This window comes from Rhizobium sp. AAP116, from assembly GCF_001295785.1.
In the GTDB taxonomy this organism is placed as follows: Bacteria; Pseudomonadota; Alphaproteobacteria; order Rhizobiales; family Rhizobiaceae; genus Allorhizobium.
On sequence record NZ_LJIB01000007.1, the window covers coordinates 150372 to 168763 of the forward strand.

Here is an 18392-nt window from a genome sequence, read left to right on the forward strand (position 1 = left end):
ATCATTAAAGCGCTAACCCGCACGTCATGAAATCCATCAGGGGATATGGTGATAACGTCGCCGCGAAATGCAATTATTCTATATAAAATTATGGCCGATATTGTCGCCGATGCAATCGTGATAATCAGATCAAGGATGTATTGCGGATCATTTTCGCTGCTGTGACTATAATATGCGATTGAAAACAAAATGAATATTATCATGTTTCCTGCAAGAAGCATGAATAAATTCAATTTTCCATATTGGAATGCTCTGGTCTGTGATGTGTCCACGGTCGATATTACGTTGTTTAGTATCTAAAAATACGGTTATGAGCTAACGTTCCCAATAGGGCACAGGCCCATAAAGCTCCGCCAGATAATCAATGAACAGCCGTACTTTTGCGGGCAGGAACTGGCGGCTCGGATAGACGGCCGACAGCGCCACGTTGCGCGAGCTTTCATACTGCGGCAGCACCTGCACCAGCTTGCCGCTCTTCAGTTCCGCGCCGATATCCCAGGTGGAGCGCAGCGCGATCCCGAGGCCCGCAATGACTGCTTCGCGGAGCACCTCGCTGGAATTCGTGATCAGCATGCCCTCGGGCCTGAGTGTCACCGGCCCGGTCGGACCTTCCAGGCGCCATGAATCGTGATTGTGTGCTGGCAGGCAGCGATGCTTCTTCAGGTCGTCGAGGGTTTCAGGCGTCCCGTGCGCAGCAAGATAGCTGGGAGCCGCGCAGAGCACGCGGCGCACCGGGGCGAGCCTGCGCGCAACGAGCGACGAATCGTTCAACTCCGCGATGCGGATCGCGAGATCGAAGCCGCCGCCGACGATGTCGGTGAAGTCATCCGACAGCACCAGATGGATCGCGAGATCCGGATGCGCCTCCATGAAGGGCTTCAAGTGCGGCGCCACATGCATGCGGCCAAACGAGGTCGATGCCGAGATCTTCAGCGTGCCGTTGACCTCCGAGGAGCGACCCGACGCGAAGGCTTCGGCCTCTTCCAGCCCGCCCAGCACGGTCAGCACCCGCTCGTGAAATCCCTGGCCGGCTTCCGTCAGCGAGATCTGCCGGGTTGTGCGCTGCAGGAGCCGTGTGCCGAGCTTGTCCTCCAGCCGCTTGATGCGTTTGGACACAACGGCGGGCGACAGGCCGAGGTCGCGTGCCGCGGTCGACATGCTGCCGGCCGCAATCACACGGACGAAGACTTCGAGATCACCGAGATTGGTCATGAGTGAGCGCCACTGTTTCCGATTTGGTCATAAGTGCATAGCATTTGCTCCACGAAAGTCCTAGTGGTAATAAAAATAGACCAGTTGAGCGGCGGCCGCTGCGCAGCTAGGATCTGGGCAAAGAGGGGAGACATTTCATGAGCGAAGCCATCGCCTTTCTGCCGCCGAGGCCCGAAGTCCTGTCGCGCCGCGCCGAGATCCTCGCCGACTTGAAGGAGCTGGTGCCGCAAGGGCGCCTCGTCGAGGAGCGAAACGCACTCGTCCCCTTCGAGACCGACGGCTTCATCGCCTATCGCCGCCGCCCGCTCGCGGTCGTCCTGCCGGAGACGACAGCCCAGGTGGCTGCCGTCATGAAATACTGCCATCGCTACGGCATCCCCGTCGTGCCCCGTGGCGCCGGCACCTCGCTATCAGGCGGCGCCATTCCGCAGGAAGATGCCGTCGTGCTCGGCCTCTCCGCCATGACCCGGATCCTTGAGGTCGACTACGCCAATCGCTGCGCGACCGTTCAGGCCGGCGTCACCAATCTCGCGATATCGGATGCCGTTGGCTCTGACGGCTATTTCTACGCTCCCGATCCAAGCTCGCAGCTCGCCTGCACCATCGGCGGCAATATCGCCATGAATTCTGGCGGCGCCCACTGTTTGAAATACGGTGTGACCACCAACAACCTGCTCGGCGTGAAATTGGTCCTCGTCGACGGCACGGTGGTCGATCTCGGCGGCAAGCATCTGGACGCCGAGGGTTATGACCTGCTCGGCCTCGTCTGCGGCTCGGAAGGCCAGCTCGGCATCGTCACCGAAGCCACCGTGCGCCTGCTTGCCAAGCCCGAAGGTGCGCGCCCCGTGCTCTTCGGTTTCGACAGCGCCGAGGAAGCCGGCTCCTGCGTCGCTGATGTCATCGGCGCCGGCATCATTCCCGTCGCCATCGAATTCATGGACAAGCCTGCGATCGAGATCTGCGAGGCCTTCGCCAAGGCCGGATATCCGCTCGACGTGGAGGCCCTGCTGATCGTCGAGGTCGAGGGCTCCGAAGCCGAGATGGACGCGATGCTGGCCGCCATCGTCGAGATCGCCAAGCGCCATGGGGTCAAGACCGTGCGAGAAAGCCAGTCCGCCAACGAGGCCGCCCTCATCTGGAAGGGCCGCAAATCCGCCTTCGGCGCCACCGGCCGCATCGCCGATTACATCTGCATGGACGGAACCGTGCCGCTCAGCCAGCTCGCTTACGTGTTGCGCAAGACCTCCGAGATCATCGACCGCTACGGCCTGCGCGTCGCCAATGTCTTCCACGCCGGTGACGGCAATATGCACCCACTGATCCTCTACAACATCAACGACCCTGATGACGCAGCGAAGGCCGAAGCCGCCGGCATGGAGATCCTCAAACTCTGCGTCGATGCGGGCGGTTGCCTGACCGGCGAACATGGCGTGGGCATCGAGAAACGCGACCTGATGCTGCACCAGTTCACCCAGGTCGACCTTGACCAGCAGATGGCCGTGCGCTCGGCGTTCGATGCGGACTGGATTCTCAATCCGTCGAAGGTCTTTCCGCTGGAGGGGAGAGGATGATGACGAGTATGCTGAACCCTTCGACCGAAATCGAAGCCGCCGACGTCATCCGCGATCATGCCTCCCGCAAGACCCCGCTCCACATCCGCGGCGGTGGCAGCCGTGCGGGCTTTGGCAATCCTACAGCCGCAGACGCCACTCTCTCTTCCGCAGCCCTCGCCGGCATCGTCGAATACAATCCCGCCGAAATGGTCATCACGGCCCGTGCCGGCACACCCGTTGCGGAGATCGAGGCGGCCCTTGCCGAAAACGGGCAAGGCATGGCCTTCGAACCCATGGACCATCGGGGTGCCATGGGCACCTCGGGCACGCCCACCATTGGCGGCCTGTTCGCGGTCAACAGCTCCGGTCCGCGTCGCTTCACGGCAGGTGCCGCCCGTGACCATCTGCTCGGTGTGCGCTTCGTCAACGGGGCAGGGGACGTCGTGAAGGCCGGTGGCAAGGTGATGAAGAACGTCACGGGCCTCGATCTCGTCAAGCTGCTTGCCGGCTCCCACGGCACGCTCGGCTTTCTCACCGAAGTCACTTTCAAGGTTCTGCCCGTGCCGAAAACGGCGACCACCATCGTTCTCTCGGGCCTGGAAGACGAGCAGGCGATGAAGGCGCTCGCAGCTGCCCTGTCGCTCTCCGTCGAGGTCTCCGGTGCGGCCCATCTGCCGGAAAGCGTGCGTGGCCGATTCATTGGCGGCAAGCTTCCTCAAGGTGCGGCTACGGTCATGCGCCTGGAGGGGCTCGAAGCCTCGGTAGCCGTGCGTGCCGAAAAGCTGATGGCCGCCGTTGCTGGTTTCGGCCCGGTCAGCCGTCTCGACGCTGACGAGACGAAAGCGCTCTGGGCAGAAATCCGCGATGTCATGCCCTATGCCGATGGCACGGCCCGGCCGCTCTGGCGCCTGTCCATGGCTCCGTCGCAAGCCTGGAAGCTGGTCGCGGGCCTCAGGCTCCGCGCCGGCATCGACGCCTATTACGACTGGCAGGGCGGTCTCGTCTGGATGCGTATGGAGGCTGATCCCGAGGCAGAGGTCTTGCGCCATGGCATCCGCACCCTTGGCGGCGGCCATGCGACGCTTCTGAGAGCTGCCCCACAAATCCGCGCCGAAACTGCCGCCTTCGAGCCGCAGACCCCGGCGGTCGCCTTGCTTTCGGGCCGGGTCAGGGCAAAACTCGATCCTCACGGGATTTTCAATCCCGGACTGATTGCATGAAGGAGTTTTGTCATGACTGATCCGAATTACCAGCCGCCCGTTTCATCCGGCGAGGGCTGGTTCTCCCCTGGGCGTATGAATGTGCAGGTGGTCTACTGCCTCTATCTCGTCAGCTTCGTCGTCGGCCTCACCGGCATCGTCGGGCTGATCATGGCCTATGTGAACCGCGGCAAGAGCGAGCCTTGGGTCGACACCCATTATACCTATGCCATCAGAACCTTCTGGATCGGGCTGCTCTATGCGCTGATATCAAGCATCCTGATGCTTGTTGCCGTCGGCGTCATCCTGATTTTCGGCGTCGCCATCTGGATCGTCGTCCGCTGCGTCATCGGCCTGCAGAAGGCCTCGGCCGGCGAGCCGATCGCCCGTCCCACCAGCTGGTGGATCTGAAAACGAATGAAGGGAGCGGCCCTGCCGGCCGCGCTTTGGGAGGATTTGCGTGCAGACCAATTTCACCGCCGAGCAGCTCGCCGATCCCCATGTCGCGGAAGCCGAAGCCATCTTGCGCAAATGCGTGCATTGTGGCTTCTGCACTGCCACCTGTCCCACCTATGTGACGCTTGGCAACGAGCTCGACAGCCCGCGCGGCCGCATCTACCTGATCAAGGACATGCTGGAGAACGGCCGTCCGGCGGATGACCAGATCGTCACCCATATCGACCGCTGTCTCTCCTGCCTTGCCTGTACGACGACATGTCCCTCCGGCGTCGACTACATGCATCTGGTCGATCATGCCCGCATCCATATCGAAAAGACCTATCGCCGCCCGCTGATGAACCGGCTGACGCGCAATATGCTGGCCATGGTTCTGCCCTATCCGGGCCGCTTCCGTCTGGCCTTGAAGCTCGCCGCCCTCGGGCGCCCCTTCGCCGGCATCTTCGATCAGGTAAAGTCACTCAAGCCGATGGCCGCCATGTTGAGGCTCGCGCCTTCCAAGGTCGCGCCACCCTCGAACTTCGCCAAGCCCGCCATCCATGCCCCAGCCGCAACCCGCCGTGGCCGTGTCGCGATCCTCACAGGCTGCGCCCAGCCCGTCCTCGATCCCGGTATCAACGAAGCCGCGATCTCGCTGCTCACCCGTCTTGGCGTCGAAGTCGTTGTACCGCAAGGCGAGGGCTGCTGTGGCGCACTCGTCCACCATATGGGCCGCGAGGAGCAGGCTCTCGACAGCGCTCGCCGCAATGTCGACGTCTGGACCCGCGCGAGCGAAGCGGGCGGTCTCGACGCGATCATCGTCACGACCTCGGGCTGCGGCACGACGATCAAGGACTACGGCCACATGCTGCGCCTCGATCCGGCCTATGCTGAAAAGGCAGCGCGCGTTTCGGCACTCGCCAAGGACGTCACCGAGTATCTTTCGACCCTCGATCTGCCGGTCGCGGAGACGAAGGGACTGACCGTCGCCTATCATTCCGCCTGCTCGCTGCAGCATGGCCAGAAGGTGACGATGGCGCCAAAACTTCTGTTGAAGTCGGCCGGCTTCACGGTCAAGGATCCGCCGGAAGGCCATCTCTGCTGCGGTTCAGCCGGCACCTACAACATCATGCAGCCTGAGATTTCAGCCAGGCTGAAGGCCCGCAAGGTGAAGAATATCGAGGCGACCAAACCCGATATAATCTCTGCCGGCAACATCGGCTGCATGACCCAGATCAGCTCGGCGACCGGCATTCCCGTCGTCCATACGGTCGAGCTTCTGAACTGGGCCTATGGCGGTCCTCGTCCGAAAGCGCTGGATCGCCGCACGGCGGTTTAGGCGAATTGTTAAGCGGTTTCTGTAAGACTTGTCCCGGGATGAAGCATCCCGGGAGATCGTCATGGCCAAGAGAACACTGCCCTTTGTATTCCTGTTTCTGTGTCCCATGGCGGTGCCGGCTGCAGCCATAGAGCGCATCTATTGCGCCAGTTCCGACCCGATCCTCGACATGTCGCTGGAAAGTGGCTTCAGCAACAAGGATCAGGAAAGGATCGTCCATTTCCGCGGCATGGCTGGCGTGAAGGACAAGGCGGCGCCAGCGGGCTTCCAGCGCTTCCAGATCACCTCGAAAATGCTGAAGCAATACTGGATCGATGAGCGCGACCTGCGCTTCAGCATCCATGCCTTTGCCCCGGAAAGGGAGCCGCTCTATCGCGTGTCTGTGGCGATGATCACCGACCGTAATTCGAGCACCACAAAGCGGTTTACGGGGCGCTACGACCTGAAAGTCGTCAAGCTGAAGATGGGCAGCGCCGTCGGCGGCGAGCAGATCCTCTCCCACGAGGGTGATATCTTCTGCGACATCAAGCGTTGACCGAGTGACACGAACCGAAACGACAACGGCCGCATCTTGGCGATGCGGCCGTCTGCATTTCATGAGTAATGTTTGGGCTCAGCCGCCGAAGATCGTGCGCAGGATGTCCACGCCCTTGTCGTCGAAGGAGACGTCGCCCTGGCGATTGCCCGGGCCGATCACGATCACCTTGGAGCCGATATCGGCGCGCTCGTAGAGATGCTCGACATCCTTGTTCATCATGCGAATGCAGCCGGATGACATGTTGAGGCCGATGGTCCAGGGCTGGTTCGTGCCATGGATGCGGAAGATCGTGTCACGGCCACCCTTGTAGAGATACATGGCGCGCGCGCCGAGCGGATTGTCCGGTCCGCCTTCCTGTACGACCGGCAGGATATGGCCCTTGGCCGCTTCGCGGCGGCGCATTTCTGCCGGCGGGCGCCATGACGGCCATTCCGCCTTGCGGCCGATCTTCACCACGCCCGACCAGCCGAAGCCTTCGCGGCCGACGCCGACGCCGTAACGGGTCGCGCGGTTGTTGCCCTCGACATAGTAGAGAAACTTGTTGTTCGTATCGATGATGATCGTGCCCGGCTTTTCGTCCGTTGTCAGGCGCACGACCTTGCGCTTGAATTTTTCCGGCACTTCCTTGCGCTGCTGGGCAACAAGCGTCACATCGCTGGTCGTCTGAATGCGATTAAGGCTGATGGCGCTGGCGGGCGCCGGCAAGGCGATGGTAAGCGTGATGACCGCCACCGCCGCCTTGCGAAGAGTCGTGTTGAACATAGACAATCCCCCTGATTTTCAGGGCTGAAAGCCTAGCCGCTTCGCCTATCAAAGCAAGCGCTAATCGATGTATTGTGATATTGCCTGTGCCTTAGATCACAATGACCCTGGTGCCGACCTTCACGCGCTCGTAGAGATCCGTCACATCCTCGTTGCGCATGCGGATGCAGCCGGAGGAAACGCCGTTGCCGATCGACCAAGGCGCGTTGGTTCCATGAATGCGATACAGCGTCGAGCCGAGATAGAGCGCGCGGGCACCCAGCGGATTTTCCGGGCCGCCCGGCATGTGGGCAGGCAGGAAGTGCCCCTTGGCTGCCTCGCGGGCGATCATCTCCTGCGGCGGGCGCCAGTCCGGCCATTCGCGCTTCGCGGTCACCTTGTGCGTGCCGGCCCATTCGAAGCCTGGCTTGCCAACGCCTACACCGTAGCGCTTGGCCATACCGTCGGCCATCACCAGGTACAGGAAGCGCTCGCGCGTATCGATGACGATCGTACCCGGCTTGTGCTTGGTCTGGTACTGGACCATCTGCGGCAGGAATTTCGGCTCGATCTGCGTGCGCACCGGCTTGTCCGGCCGCATCGCGACCTGTTGCGGCGCTGGCTGCTGCTGCGGGAAAAGAACACGCCGCTGCTGCACGAGACGACGCTGCTGCTGCACCGGCTGCTGACGCAGCGCCTGTTGCGGCTGCTGCACCACCCGCTGACGCCCTGCCGGAACGGCCTGACGCATGCGCTGTGGCGTGGCAGAACTGCGCGTCTGTGCCGGAACGCCGCCGAGTTGCAGGACCCAGGATGCCTGGAGGTCGGGACTGACCATCACAGGCGGACGGCTTTTGTAGCGATCACTCGCATGGACGGGCAGGGCAATCGACAGGCTGGTCAGCAAGGCCAGTAACAGGGAACTCTTCGACATCGGACAACTCACGAACTAGGGACCGGATGCGGCGGCACAACATGCCGCCAATTCGAGCCGATGGTGCCAGAGCGAAGGCCGCCAATTGGTAAAGAGGCGTTCATGAAAATGCGATCAAGGCTGTAAACCTTTCGGAAGGGTTAGCGTCCGGTTTGGAAAATTCGTGAACAAATGGTAAACGAATTTCCGCATCGGAGAGAATCGCATGGACATGATCGCGGAAGGCCTGATCCGGGGAGACGACGGCCTTGACCGTTGCTTCTGGCATGGCGGCCTCGAAGACTATCGCCACTACCATGACGAGGAATGGGGGCGACCGGTCACCGACGATGTGAGGCTGTTCGAGAAGATCTGCCTCGAAGGTTTCCAGTCCGGCCTGTCCTGGCTGACGATCCTCAGGAAGCGGGAAAATTTCCGAGCAGCCTTTGCCGGTTTCGACTTTCACGCAGTGGCCGCGTTTGGCGATGACGACATCGCCCGATGCCTCGCCGATGCCGGCATCATCCGCCATCGCGGCAAGATCGTCTCAACGATCAACAACGCCCGCCGCGCGATCGACCTCACGGCGGAATTCGGCTCGCTGTCTGGTTACTTCTGGAGTTACGAACCTGACGCCTCGGAACGCCCGGAGCGGATGGACTATGCCACTCTAAGGGCCAATCCGACATCGCCCACCTCGATCCGCCTGTCGAAGGATCTGAAGAGACGCGGCTGGACCTTCGTCGGCCCGACCACCGTCTATGCCTTCATGCAGGCCATGGGCCTGGTCAATGACCACATCGAAGGCTGCTGCCGACGCGCGCCGACCGAGGAATTACGGATCCGCCTCGTTCGCCCCTGATCAGGCGAGGCTGGCGACGAGATCAGGCACATGCCCGAGATCCGGGATCTCGCGAAAGCGCGGCGCCTCCTCGGGCTTGTCGACATGCTCCAGCACCCAGGTCAGTTCATGCGGCACGAAGACACCCCAGGCGCCGGCGGCGATGGCCGGCACGATGTCGGATTTCAGCGAATTTCCGATCATCATCGAGCGCTCAGGTCCCTCGCCATGTTTACCGAAGACCCGCCGATAGGTGGTGGCCGTCTTGTCCGAGACGATCTCGACCGCATCGAAATAGTCGCCGAGGCCGGATTGTGCGAGCTTGCGTTCCTGGTCGAAAAGGTCGCCTTTGGTGATCAGCACCAGGAAATACTTGCCTGAAAGCGCCTCCAGCGCATCACGCGCATGCGGCAGGCATTCGACGGGGTGGCTGAGCAGATCGCGTCCGATGCCAAGGATTTCGCTGATCACGGAAGAGGGCACGCGCCCCTCGGTGATCTCCAGCGCCGTCTCGATCATCGATAGCGTGAAGCCTTTGATGCCGAAGCCGTAGTGGGCAAGATTGCGCTTCTCGGCCTCGAGCAAGCGCTCGGACACATGTTCGCCCTCCGCAAACTCGGAGAGCAGACTGCGAAAATGGTGCTCCGTCAGCTTGTAGTATTGCTCGTTCTGCCAGAGCGTGTCGTCGGCGTCGAAGCCGATGACGGAGACAGGGCGGTTGGACATGACGCCTCCTTTTTCGATCAGGAAGCGAGAGACTATTCCCTCTCTCGGGCAAAGCAATGGCGCCCGAAGGCGCCATCACAGTTTCTATATGGGTTTGAGAGCTTACTGCCCGTTCTTGGCAAGCCAGGCCTTCATCATGGCGATCTCACCTTCCTGGGCAGCGATCACCTCTTCGGCCAGCTTGCGGATCTCGGGATCCTTGCCGTGCTCGAGTACGATCTTCGCCATGTCGATGGCACCCTGATGGTGCGGAATCATGCCCTGCACGAAATCGACATCGGCATTGCCGGTGAGCGGCACGGCCATGTCCTTATGCATCTTGGCATTGGCCTCGGCAAAGGCCTTGGAGGATGGGCTTTCATCCATCATGCCGTGGCTCATGGCTGACATGTCATGCCCCTGATGCATGGTATTGTCCTGCGCAACGAGGACAGAGGCGGAAAGCGCGGTCGCAAGCGACGCCGCAACGAGAATGTTCCTAAGCATTGAAGTCTCCTGTAGTGATCTGATGAGGAAAATGCGCGAAGCCAAAGGCCGCGCGGTGTCATCGGATCAGGCGCGGGGAGGGGGCGTCTGCGGTGCCATCAGCTGTGACACGAGCCTTGGCGCAAGAGTGGCTGCTTCGGCGGCGCGCGCCGGCTTTCCGCTGTCGGCAACGACGGGAAGGGCCGGCAGCGTCAGACAGGCTGAGCAATGCCAGCTTATCTTCATCGGCTTGGAGCTGTGCTCACTAGCATCACCACCATCGGCAACCGTCATACGGCTGACCGAATGAGGACAATCGACATCGACCATGTCTTGGATCTTGGGTGCGGAAACCGTCCCATGCGGATCGCTGGCGTCCATCGCATGTGCCACGGGCATTGCCATCACCGACATGCCGGTCATCGGCATGGTGCCATAGGCGAAAGCCGCGATCAGCAGCAGGAGGCGGGCGAGCAATTGCATGCGATGAAGATGATGCTGGATCGAGGCGAATACAAGGCCGACAGTGCCGCCGCTCAATGCGCAATCACGTGATGCACGATCTGATAGTCGCGGCTTTCCTCACCGAAGGGAACCACCGGCCAGTCCCAACGCTCCCGAGCTGCGCCGGTATCGACGCCGTGCATCAGGTCTACAGTCTCCTGCACAGCTCCGGAGCGGTCGTTTACGGTGCAGCTCACGTCTGTCACGAGGCAGGTCTCGGCCGAAACCTGTGCCAGCCCCTCTACATGCGCGGCGATCGCCTGACGGATCAGCGCTTCTTCCTCGGCGTGACCTTCGAGACGCCGGCTCATGCCGATCCCGATCTGCGACAGCAGATTGGCTGAGACGACGAGATCGAGATAGGGCACCTGTCGGAGAAACGCGAGCGGCTCCAAAGGCTGGCCGGCAAGCAGCGCATCCAGCCCGGAAAGATCCCGCTCGATCAGCCGGATATTCTTCAGCCGCTTGACCGTGAGCCAGCTTCTTACGCTCGCCAGATGCACGAGATCGACCAGCACCACCGTGTCGAACAGCCGTGAAAGCTCGGTCACTGGCACATCCCGCAACAGCCCGGAACCGAGCACCACCACCGTCCGCCGCTGCCGGCACGCCTGCGCAGCCTCGAGAATGGCCGCCTTCGTCCGGCGCTCGTGCTCGGCCCACGCCGCACGACAGCGATTGGCACGCGCCCAGAGATTGACGGAGGAACGGATGAACGGACGATGGCCAGCCGAGGTCAGCGGCCATGTCGCGGCGTAATTCAGAGCTTCAAGGATCATGTCTTACCGATAGACGGTGCTGCGATGGCCGATCTCGACCACAAGCACGATGAGTTTGCCGTCCTGGATATCGCAGATGATGCGGTAGTCGCCAACACGGTAACGCCAGAACTGACCCAGCTCAGAGCCCTGCAGGCGATCGGCGATTTGTCTGGGATCATCGAGCCCTGCCACGCGCTCTTCTGGGAATTTCCGGATGCGCTTGCGAGAAACCGGGTCAAGTTTTTCCAGTGATTTCCGAACTTGCTGGCGATACTCAATCGTCCAGGCCATGCCAGAATTCTTTCGAACTCACAACGCGGTCTTCACCGCTCTGAATGGCCTTCATCGCCGCTTCTGCGGCGGCGATATCCTGGAGGTCCTCCAGATGTCGCTGCAGCGCCATCGTCGCGTAGTCATCCGGATCGAGCCCATGAAGGTCTCCATACCGGGAAATAACCCGATACAGATCATCCGGAATTTGGATGGTAACGCGTTTGTTCATCGGTCCAACCTCTGGTTTCGCGTGCAAACATACCACCGAACACACCCATTTTCCAGCATCGGGCCTCGTCCCCGCCCGCCTTCGCCCTTGCCGCCAAATCCTTGATCCTCTAAGACACCGGCACCTTTTTGAAACGAAATTCCGGTTGTCATCATGAGCGATAAGAACAAGAAGCCCCAGAAGCTGAAGGCCCGCCTACCGCGCGGTTTCGTCGATCGCGAGGCTGCCGATATCCGTGCCGCCAACCAGATGATGGAGACCATCCGCGAGGTCTATGAGCGCTACGGCTTCGACCCGATCGAGACCCCGCTCTTTGAATACACCGATGCGCTCGGCAAGTTCCTTCCCGACAGCGACCGCCCGAACGAAGGCGTCTTTTCGCTGCAGGACGACGACGACCAGTGGATGTCGCTGCGCTACGACTTGACGGCACCGATGGCCCGTCATGTCGCGGAGAACTTCCAGGAAATCCAGCTGCCGTTCCGCACCTATCGCGCCGGCTATGTCTTCCGCAACGAGAAGCCGGGCCCGGGCCGTTTCCGCCAGTTCATGCAGTTCGATGCCGATACCGTCGGCGCGCCGGGCGTCCAGTCCGATGCCGAGATGTGCATGATGATGGCCGACACGCTGGAAGCCCTCGGCATCAAGCGCGGCGACTATGTCATCCGCGTCAACAACCGCAAGGTTCTCGACGGCGTCATGGAAGCGATTGGCCTCGGCGGCGAGGAGAATGCTGGGCGTAGGCTGAACGTGCTGCGGGCGATCGACAAGCTCGACAAGTTCGGCCCGGAAGGCGTGAGGCTGTTGCTCGGCGAAGGCCGCAAGGATGAGTCTGGCGACTTCACGAAGGGCGCTGGCTTGAACGAAGACCAGATCGCCAAAGTCCTCTTTTTCGTGGGCATCAAGTCCTATGCCGAAAGCGCAGCCGAACTTGCCGCTCTCGTTGCCGGAACATCCAAGGGCGAAGAGGGCGTCGAGGAGCTGAACATGATCGGCGCACTTGTTGCGGGCGCCGGCTACGATGCGACCCGGATCAAGATCGACCCCTCTGTCGTCCGCGGCCTCGAATACTATACCGGCCCCGTCTACGAAGCCGAACTCACCTTCGACGTCACCAATGAAAAGGGCGAAAAGGTCGTCTTCGGCTCGGTCGGCGGCGGTGGTCGCTACGATGGCCTGGTCTCGCGCTTCATGGGCCAGCCGGTGCCGGCCACGGGCTTTTCCATCGGCGTCTCGCGTCTGATGACGGCGCTGAAGAACCTCGGCAAGCTCGGCCAGGACGACGTGCTTGGCCCGGTCCTCGTCACAGTCATGGATGGCGATGTCGAAAGCATGGGCCGCTACCAGAAGTTCACGCAGGACCTGCGCAATGCCGGCATCCGCGCGGAAATGTACCAGGGCAACTGGAAGAAGTTCGGCAACCAGCTGAAATATGCCGACCGCCGCGGCGCCCCCATCGCCATCATTCAGGGTGGTGATGAGCGCGCGCAAGGCGTCGTGCAAATCAAGGACCTGATCGAGGGCAAGCGTCTCTCCGGCGAAATCACCGACAACGCCGAATGGCGCGAGGCCCGCGTTGCCCAGGACGTCGTGGCCGAGGCGGATCTGGTCGCCAAGGTCAAGGAAATCCTGTCCGCCCAGGCGGAAGATCGTCGTCGGGCGAAGGGATAAAGCACCCTATGCGAAGCTTGCCCCTCACCCTAACCCTCTCCCCGCAAGCGGGGAGAGGGGACGTGCCCCAGGCGCTGACGGCGTCTGGTCTATACGCTGCGGTTTTCGTCTTCTCCCCGCTTGCGGGGAGAAGGTGCCGGCAGGTCAGGCGCAAATTTTGCGCCGGGGATGAGGGGCAGCTAACCGCACTCGCAGGACCTTCCCCATGCCCCTGACCGACATGCCCGATTTCGCCGGCACCATCCTGCAGGAATTCGTCTCGCGCGGCACCACGCGGGTGGACACGCCCGTGATCCAGCCGGCTGCCCCCTTCCTCGACATGGCGGGCGAGGATCTGCGCCGGCGCATTTTCCTCACCGAAAATGAGCGCGGCGAAGGCCTCTGCCTGCGCCCGGAATTCACCATCCCCGTCTGCCTGCGCCACATCGAAACCGCTACCGGTACCCCGAAGCGTTATGCCTATCTCGGCGAGGTCTTCCGCCAGCGCCGCGAAGGCCCGCAGGAATTCTACCAGGCCGGCATCGAAGATCTCGGCGACATCGCAACCGCTGCTGCCGACGCTCGGGCGATTGCCGATAGCGTCGCCATCCTCACCCGCCTGCTGCCGACAAAGCCGCTTGCCGTCACCCTCGGCGACCAGTCCGTCTTCGAAGCCGTGGTCAAGGCTCTCGGCCTGCCGGCCGGCTGGCAGAAGCGCCTGATCCAGGCCTTTGGCAATCCCGATCAGATCGACCAACTCCTGCGCCGGCTTGCGACCCCGACGCCGGTTTCAGGGCTCGACCCAGAGGTTTCCGCCCTGCTCGCAAGCGGCGACCAGAACGCCCTGATCGCCCATATCGATACGACCATGCAGGAAACCGGCTATCTCACCAATGCCAGCCGCACGCCCGCCGAAATCGCCCGTCGCCTGAAGGAGAAGCTGGAGCTCTCGGAGACGCGGCTCGATGGTGCGGCCCTCCTGCTCCTGCGTGAATTCCTCTCGCTCGAATTGCCGCTCGCCGATGCCTCGGCAGCCCTTGCCGGTTTTGCTGATGCCGCCGGCCTGAAGCTCGGGCAAGCTCTCAGCCGCTTCGACGAGCGCGTTGCGGCACTCGCCAGCACCGGCGTCGATCTCGACCTGATCACCTACCGCGCCGCCTTCGGTCGCCCGCTCGACTATTACACCGGCCTCGTCTTCGAGGTGGCTGTCCAGGGCAGGTCCGCAGTCCTCGCCGGTGGTGGCCGCTTCGACCGGCTGCTGACGCTTCTCGGCGCCGAGACACGTATCCCGGCCGTCGGCTTCTCGCTTTGGCTGGATCGAATTGAGAGCGAGAGGAGCGCGTCATGACCATCACCATCGGTCTGCCCTCCAAGGGCCGCATGAAGGACGATGCCTCCGCCATCTTCGAAAAGGCCGGCATGAAGATCGTCGCCGTTGGCAATGACCGCTCCTATCGCGGCCGCGTCGAAGGCTTCGACGATGTCGAGATCGCCTATCTCTCGGCCTCCGAAATCTCGCGCGAGATCGGCAATGGCACCGTCGATTTCGGCGTCACCGGCGAAGACCTGATCCGCGAAGGTCTGGCGGAAGCAGACGCCCGTGTCGAAATCTCCGCCCGCCTCGGCTTCGGCCATGCCGATGTCATCGTTGCCGTTCCCGAGGTCTGGTACGACGTCGACACCATGGCCGACCTCGGCGATGTCGCCGCCGAATTCCGCACCCGCCATGGCCGGCGCCTGGCCATCGCCACCAAATACTGGCGCCTGACGCAGCAGCATTTTTCAGGGAGTCATGGCATCCAGCTTTATCGCATCGTCGAGAGCTTAGGTGCTACCGAAGGCGCTCCCGCCGCCGGCCAAGCCGACATCATCGTGGACATCACCTCGACCGGTTCGACGCTGCGCGCCAACCACCTGAAGGTACTGTCCGACGGTGTGATCCTGCGCTCCGAAGCTTGCCTCGTGCGGGCAAGGAAGCCCGAGCATGACGGTAATCCCATGATCGGCCGCATCATCGAGGCTGTGCGCGGCGTGCTCTGAGGGCCCCATGTCACACGCGGATGCCATCCCCGGATTATATGCGCGTCACGCTGAGGCCTTTGATCGCGTGCGGGGAAAGGACGGCTTCGAGCGTCCCTGGTTGGACCTCCTTGTCGCGCCGTTGCAGCCCGGTGCCCATGTGCTCGACCTCGGATGCGGCTCCGGCGAACCCATCGCCGCGGATCTGATCGACCGGGGCTTTCTCGTCACCGGGTTGGACGTTTCCGAACCTCTGATCCGTCTTTGCCGTGAGAGGTTCCCGGCGCATGACTGGCGGGTGGGCGACATGCGGGATCTGTCCCTCGGTCGGACATTCGAGGCGATCGTGGCCTGGCACAGCTTCTTCCATCTCACGCCCGATGCCCAGCGGGCCATGTTTCCGCGCTTCGCATCACATGCGGCCAGCGGCGGCACCCTGATGTTCACATCGGGACCGGTAGCCGGTGTGGCAATCGGCGAGTTTGAGGGCGAGCCACTCTATCACGCGAGCCTCGATCCCGAAGAGTATCGGTCCCTCCTGTCGGAAAACGGCTTTGTGGTCCTGCGACATGTGGTCGAAGATCCCTTATGCGGTGGCGCGACAGTCTGGCTGACGCAAAGGTCTTAGTTGGAAATGCAGACACGAAAAAAAACCGCCGGATCGCTCCAGCGGGTTTCTTTTTGCCTTGTGGGGCAGGGATATCAGGCAGCGACGGCCTGGGCCGAACCGCGGCGGGCGTCGAGCGAGTAGGCGCCGGCGCCGACGATGGCGAGCGCGATATAGCCGCCGGCCAGCGTGATGTTCTTCATCATCATGATCTGGTTCAGCGTGTTGATCCAGCCGAGAGCACCTTCCGGCCAGCCTTCGATGGCAACCGTACCGGAATGGAAGACGAGACCGGTGAACACACAGAAGAGTGCGATGGTCCAGGCAGTGACCTTGGTCTGGAAGCCAACGAGGATGAAGAGACCGGCAACCAGCTCATAGAGGCCGGCGGCATAGGCCAGGAGGTCGGCGGCAGGCAGGCCGGCGCCGGAGATCATGCCGGCAGTGCCGGCCGGATCGGTCAGCTTGCCGAAGCCGGACATGATGAACATGAAGGAGAGAAGGATACGGACGAGAACGAGAAGGCCGTTATTGGTCGCGGACATGGGGGAACTCCGTTGAGCGTTGACGCTGAAACCCCCATCGGTGGCGGCCTCAGTCAGTGCCGCCTTGATGCATGCTTTTTTGTCGCAGGCATAGGTAAACAGTCTTTGACTGATCGTTCACAAAAATGAAACGCTCACGGCGGTTTCGTTCTCCGCGAACCCTTTCCGCCGCCACCCGCGCTCCCTACCTCTGTCCTGTTCAAACCGCAAAGGAGCCTCCCCCATGGCAGATCTTTCGACCTTTCCCATCACCGCCAAATGGCCGCCCGCCGATCCCGGCATTATCCAGCTCTATTCCCTGCCGACGCCGAACGGTGTGAAGGTCTCCATCGCTCTGGAAGAGCTCGGCCTCCCTTATGAGCCGCATCTGGTGGATTTCGGCAGTAACGCGCAGAAGAGCCCTGAATTCGTCTCGCTCAATCCGAATGGTCGCATACCGGCCCTGATCGACCCCAATGGCCCGGACGGCAAGCCGATCGGCATCTTTGAATCCGGCGCGATCCTGATCTACCTCGCGGACAAGACTGGCAAGTTGCTGCCCAAGGACGGGGCTGCCCGTTACAAGGTCCTGCAATGGTTGATGTTCCAGATGGGCGGTGTCGGGCCGATGTTCGGCCAGTATGGCCACTTCTATAAGTTCGCCGCCGACAAGGTGAAGAACAATCCCTATCCGGCGGAGCGCTACCGTGACGAGACCCGTCGCTTGCTGGGCGTGCTGGAGGCTCAGCTCGAAAAGGGGCAGTGGTTGACGGGCGAGGACTATACGATCGCCGATATCGCCACATGGCCTTGGGTGCGTGCGCTCAAGATCTTCTATGCCGGTGAAACCGATCTCGGCCTTGCCGACTTCCCGCAAGTGCTTGACTGGTGGGCGCGTGCCGAAGCGCGTCCCGCAAGCCAGAAGGGGTTGAACATTCCGGCGCGAGACTGACTATATGAGAGAAGGTGCCGGACGCGGCGCCTTCTCTCGTATCTCTGCGAGCGCTCAGCTCGGCATGACGGATGCTGTCGTTGGCAGTTGGAAACGCGGGAAGATGAACAGCCCGACCATGTTGCCGCCGCTGCCTTCGAATCCGGAGGATTCGCCGATGCAGAACACCGGTTGCCGGTGCTGTGCGCCCGCCACGATGGTCGTCGAATAGCAGAAGCGCGACGGCTGCGTGGCCGCCTGCTCGAACAGTCGAAGGATGTGGCCGCGATCGGCCTGATCATAGCAGCGCATCACGGTCAGCAGGCCGCATTCATGGTTTTCGAGGCCATGCAGGTTGCGTGCATGGTTCCCGAGTTTCAGCAGGCCGTTGGTCAGGTCGCCCGTCCAGTCCTCGGACAGCCCGAAGCGGCAGGCGTGCTGCCCCAGCAGGCCGTTTCCATCCTGTTCGCTCACCCTGAAGGTGGTCGCAAGATTGGCATTTGCTATTTTGAACAAGGCGTTCCCCAAGTCGATAGCCAGCGCTGGCCCCAATTTCCCCGGCCCGAAGTGTGTGAACCCCGCAGCCGAACCCCATCCGGCCTCGGCCGGCACCCCCCGAAAGAACGATCCCGCCTCTCAGGTCATCGCGCGGTGAAATCGGCCACCGCAATCACTGTGCCCACTCGCCCCTGATCGAGCCTGCACAGCATCGTGATCCAGATCCGGCGGCCGACCGACCGACAGACCTGGACGAAGTCAATCGCCGCATATTGATCCGACCGCAGCCATGTCTTTGACCGTGGCGACGCTTGCTGCACCCGCCAGGTTTTCGACCTTCCCCCACAAGAAGGTCAAAGAAGAACACGTTGAGTGCCCCGGAAGTAATAGAATGGATACCATGATTTATTTCGCCTGAAAACGGCTCATGTCTG

Annotated in this window: 22 protein-coding genes; 11 read left to right on the top strand and 11 right to left on the bottom strand. The window is 61.8% G+C overall.

Annotated features, from left to right (window positions below; all coding sequences use genetic code 11):
• Positions 1-315: 315 nt before the first annotated feature.
• Positions 316-1212, bottom strand: coding sequence for a LysR family transcriptional regulator (locus IP85_RS06075; RefSeq protein WP_054148781.1), 897 nt, complete (start codon positions 1210-1212; stop codon positions 316-318).
• A 137-nt stretch (positions 1213-1349) separates the two neighbouring features.
• Between IP85_RS06075 and IP85_RS06080 the strand changes: the two genes are divergently transcribed.
• The 5 genes from IP85_RS06080 to IP85_RS06100 all read left to right on the top strand — a co-directional run bounded on the left by IP85_RS06080 (position 1350) and on the right by IP85_RS06100 (position 6273).
• Complete coding sequence (locus tag IP85_RS06080; RefSeq protein WP_054148782.1) at positions 1350-2783, top strand: FAD-linked oxidase C-terminal domain-containing protein; 1434 nt, start codon at positions 1350-1352, stop codon at positions 2781-2783.
• Between the two features lie 8 nt (positions 2784-2791).
• A complete protein-coding gene (glcE, locus tag IP85_RS06085; RefSeq protein WP_054148974.1) occupies positions 2792-3985 on the top strand; it encodes a glycolate oxidase subunit GlcE in 1194 nt (397 codons plus the stop codon).
• 12 nt (positions 3986-3997) lie between these two features.
• Complete coding sequence (locus tag IP85_RS06090; RefSeq protein ID WP_054148783.1) at positions 3998-4375, top strand: DUF4870 domain-containing protein; 378 nt, start codon at positions 3998-4000, stop codon at positions 4373-4375.
• Between the two features lie 49 nt (positions 4376-4424).
• Entirely contained in the window at positions 4425-5738 is a 1314-nt protein-coding gene (gene glcF, locus IP85_RS06095; protein WP_054148784.1) for a glycolate oxidase subunit GlcF, read from the top strand.
• Positions 5739-5799: 61 nt separating this feature from the next.
• The gene (locus IP85_RS06100; RefSeq protein WP_054148785.1) at positions 5800-6273 is read left to right on the top strand and encodes a hypothetical protein; all 474 of its coding nucleotides are present in this window, start codon (positions 5800-5802) and stop codon (positions 6271-6273) included.
• A 78-nt stretch (positions 6274-6351) separates the two neighbouring features.
• Here IP85_RS06100 and IP85_RS06105 read toward each other — a convergent pair whose 3' ends face one another.
• Both IP85_RS06105 and IP85_RS06110 read right to left on the bottom strand, forming a co-directional pair.
• Entirely contained in the window at positions 6352-7038 is a 687-nt protein-coding gene (locus tag IP85_RS06105; RefSeq protein WP_054148786.1) for a L,D-transpeptidase, read from the bottom strand.
• Positions 7039-7129: 91 nt separating this feature from the next.
• Positions 7130-7951: a L,D-transpeptidase gene (locus IP85_RS06110; protein ID WP_054148787.1), complete on the bottom strand. Its 822-nt coding sequence runs from the start codon at positions 7949-7951 to the stop codon at positions 7130-7132.
• 211 nt (positions 7952-8162) lie between these two features.
• Here IP85_RS06110 and IP85_RS06115 point away from each other — a divergent pair, with 211 nt between their 5' ends.
• Positions 8163-8792 (top strand): DNA-3-methyladenine glycosylase I, encoded by a 630-nt coding sequence (locus IP85_RS06115; RefSeq protein ID WP_054148975.1) that lies wholly within the window; start codon positions 8163-8165, stop codon positions 8790-8792.
• Here the strand turns inward: IP85_RS06115 and IP85_RS06120 are convergent, their stop codons facing one another.
• From IP85_RS06120 to IP85_RS06145, 6 genes are all read right to left on the bottom strand, one after another.
• A complete protein-coding gene (locus IP85_RS06120) occupies positions 8793-9497 on the bottom strand; it encodes an HAD family hydrolase (RefSeq protein ID WP_054148788.1) in 705 nt (234 codons plus the stop codon).
• Between the two features lie 102 nt (positions 9498-9599).
• Complete coding sequence (locus IP85_RS06125; RefSeq protein ID WP_280949601.1) at positions 9600-10007, bottom strand: DUF305 domain-containing protein; 408 nt, start codon at positions 10005-10007, stop codon at positions 9600-9602.
• Between the two features lie 42 nt (positions 10008-10049).
• Positions 10050-10502 carry a hypothetical protein gene (locus tag IP85_RS06130; RefSeq protein WP_054148790.1) on the bottom strand — a complete coding sequence of 151 codons (453 nt, stop codon included), beginning with the start codon at positions 10500-10502 and terminating at the stop codon, positions 10050-10052.
• Positions 10499-11245: a hypothetical protein gene (locus tag IP85_RS06135; protein ID WP_054148791.1), complete on the bottom strand. Its 747-nt coding sequence runs from the start codon at positions 11243-11245 to the stop codon at positions 10499-10501. The genes IP85_RS06130 and IP85_RS06135 overlap by 4 nt, the downstream gene beginning before the upstream one ends.
• A 3-nt stretch (positions 11246-11248) precedes the next feature.
• Entirely contained in the window at positions 11249-11518 is a 270-nt protein-coding gene (locus IP85_RS06140) for a type II toxin-antitoxin system RelE/ParE family toxin (protein WP_054148792.1), read from the bottom strand.
• Positions 11502-11729: a hypothetical protein gene (locus IP85_RS06145; protein WP_054148793.1), complete on the bottom strand. Its 228-nt coding sequence runs from the start codon at positions 11727-11729 to the stop codon at positions 11502-11504. Before IP85_RS06145 ends, IP85_RS06140 begins: the two co-directional genes overlap by 17 nt.
• Before the next feature lie 153 nt (positions 11730-11882).
• Between IP85_RS06145 and hisS the strand changes: the two genes are divergently transcribed.
• The 4 genes from hisS (at position 11883) to IP85_RS06165 (ending at position 16026) form a co-directional block, all read left to right on the top strand.
• Complete coding sequence (gene hisS, locus IP85_RS06150; protein ID WP_054148794.1) at positions 11883-13400, top strand: histidine--tRNA ligase; 1518 nt, start codon at positions 11883-11885, stop codon at positions 13398-13400.
• A 205-nt stretch (positions 13401-13605) separates the two neighbouring features.
• The gene (locus tag IP85_RS06155; RefSeq protein ID WP_054148795.1) at positions 13606-14727 is read left to right on the top strand and encodes an ATP phosphoribosyltransferase regulatory subunit; all 1122 of its coding nucleotides are present in this window, start codon (positions 13606-13608) and stop codon (positions 14725-14727) included.
• Positions 14724-15419: an ATP phosphoribosyltransferase gene (hisG, locus tag IP85_RS06160; RefSeq protein ID WP_054148796.1), complete on the top strand. Its 696-nt coding sequence runs from the start codon at positions 14724-14726 to the stop codon at positions 15417-15419. The genes IP85_RS06155 and hisG overlap by 4 nt, the downstream gene beginning before the upstream one ends.
• Positions 15420-15426: 7 nt before the next feature.
• Positions 15427-16026: a class I SAM-dependent methyltransferase gene (locus IP85_RS06165; RefSeq protein ID WP_054148797.1), complete on the top strand. Its 600-nt coding sequence runs from the start codon at positions 15427-15429 to the stop codon at positions 16024-16026.
• 74 nt (positions 16027-16100) lie between these two features.
• On the opposite strand, the gene IP85_RS06170 is transcribed toward IP85_RS06165, so the two are convergent.
• Positions 16101-16550 carry a DoxX family protein gene (locus tag IP85_RS06170; protein ID WP_054148798.1) on the bottom strand — a complete coding sequence of 150 codons (450 nt, stop codon included), beginning with the start codon at positions 16548-16550 and terminating at the stop codon, positions 16101-16103.
• Between the two features lie 223 nt (positions 16551-16773).
• On the opposite strand from IP85_RS06170, the gene IP85_RS06175 reads away from it, so the two are divergent.
• Positions 16774-17481: a glutathione binding-like protein gene (locus IP85_RS06175; RefSeq protein ID WP_054148799.1), complete on the top strand. Its 708-nt coding sequence runs from the start codon at positions 16774-16776 to the stop codon at positions 17479-17481.
• 54 nt (positions 17482-17535) lie between these two features.
• On the opposite strand, the gene IP85_RS06180 is transcribed toward IP85_RS06175, so the two are convergent.
• Entirely contained in the window at positions 17536-17934 is a 399-nt protein-coding gene (locus IP85_RS06180) for a hypothetical protein (protein WP_245280814.1), read from the bottom strand.
• Positions 17935-18392: the final 458 nt, after the last annotated feature.

Bases quoted from the DNA above. Each gene is read 5' to 3' on its own strand.
- IP85_RS06075 (WP_054148781.1), bottom strand. From the start codon at position 1,212: ATGACCAATCTCGGTGATCTCGAAGTCTTCGTCCGTGTGATTGCGGCC.
- IP85_RS06080 (WP_054148782.1), top strand. From the start codon at position 1,350: ATGAGCGAAGCCATCGCCTTTCTGCCGCCGAGGCCCGAAGTCCTGTCG.
- glcE (WP_054148974.1), top strand. From the start codon at position 2,792: ATGCTGAACCCTTCGACCGAAATCGAAGCCGCCGACGTCATCCGCGAT.
- IP85_RS06090 (WP_054148783.1), top strand. From the start codon at position 3,998: ATGACTGATCCGAATTACCAGCCGCCCGTTTCATCCGGCGAGGGCTGG.
- IP85_RS06100 (WP_054148785.1), top strand. From the start codon at position 5,800: ATGGCCAAGAGAACACTGCCCTTTGTATTCCTGTTTCTGTGTCCCATG.
- IP85_RS06105 (WP_054148786.1), bottom strand. From the start codon at position 7,038: ATGTTCAACACGACTCTTCGCAAGGCGGCGGTGGCGGTCATCACGCTT.
- IP85_RS06110 (WP_054148787.1), bottom strand. From the start codon at position 7,951: ATGTCGAAGAGTTCCCTGTTACTGGCCTTGCTGACCAGCCTGTCGATT.
- IP85_RS06115 (WP_054148975.1), top strand. From the start codon at position 8,163: ATGATCGCGGAAGGCCTGATCCGGGGAGACGACGGCCTTGACCGTTGC.
- IP85_RS06120 (WP_054148788.1), bottom strand. From the start codon at position 9,497: ATGTCCAACCGCCCTGTCTCCGTCATCGGCTTCGACGCCGACGACACG.
- IP85_RS06135 (WP_054148791.1), bottom strand. From the start codon at position 11,245: ATGATCCTTGAAGCTCTGAATTACGCCGCGACATGGCCGCTGACCTCG.
- IP85_RS06140 (WP_054148792.1), bottom strand. From the start codon at position 11,518: ATGGCCTGGACGATTGAGTATCGCCAGCAAGTTCGGAAATCACTGGAA.
- IP85_RS06145 (WP_054148793.1), bottom strand. From the start codon at position 11,729: ATGAACAAACGCGTTACCATCCAAATTCCGGATGATCTGTATCGGGTT.
- hisS (WP_054148794.1), top strand. From the start codon at position 11,883: ATGAGCGATAAGAACAAGAAGCCCCAGAAGCTGAAGGCCCGCCTACCG.
- IP85_RS06155 (WP_054148795.1), top strand. From the start codon at position 13,606: ATGCCCCTGACCGACATGCCCGATTTCGCCGGCACCATCCTGCAGGAA.
- hisG (WP_054148796.1), top strand. From the start codon at position 14,724: ATGACCATCACCATCGGTCTGCCCTCCAAGGGCCGCATGAAGGACGAT.
- IP85_RS06165 (WP_054148797.1), top strand. From the start codon at position 15,427: ATGTCACACGCGGATGCCATCCCCGGATTATATGCGCGTCACGCTGAG.
- IP85_RS06170 (WP_054148798.1), bottom strand. From the start codon at position 16,550: ATGTCCGCGACCAATAACGGCCTTCTCGTTCTCGTCCGTATCCTTCTC.
- IP85_RS06175 (WP_054148799.1), top strand. From the start codon at position 16,774: ATGGCAGATCTTTCGACCTTTCCCATCACCGCCAAATGGCCGCCCGCC.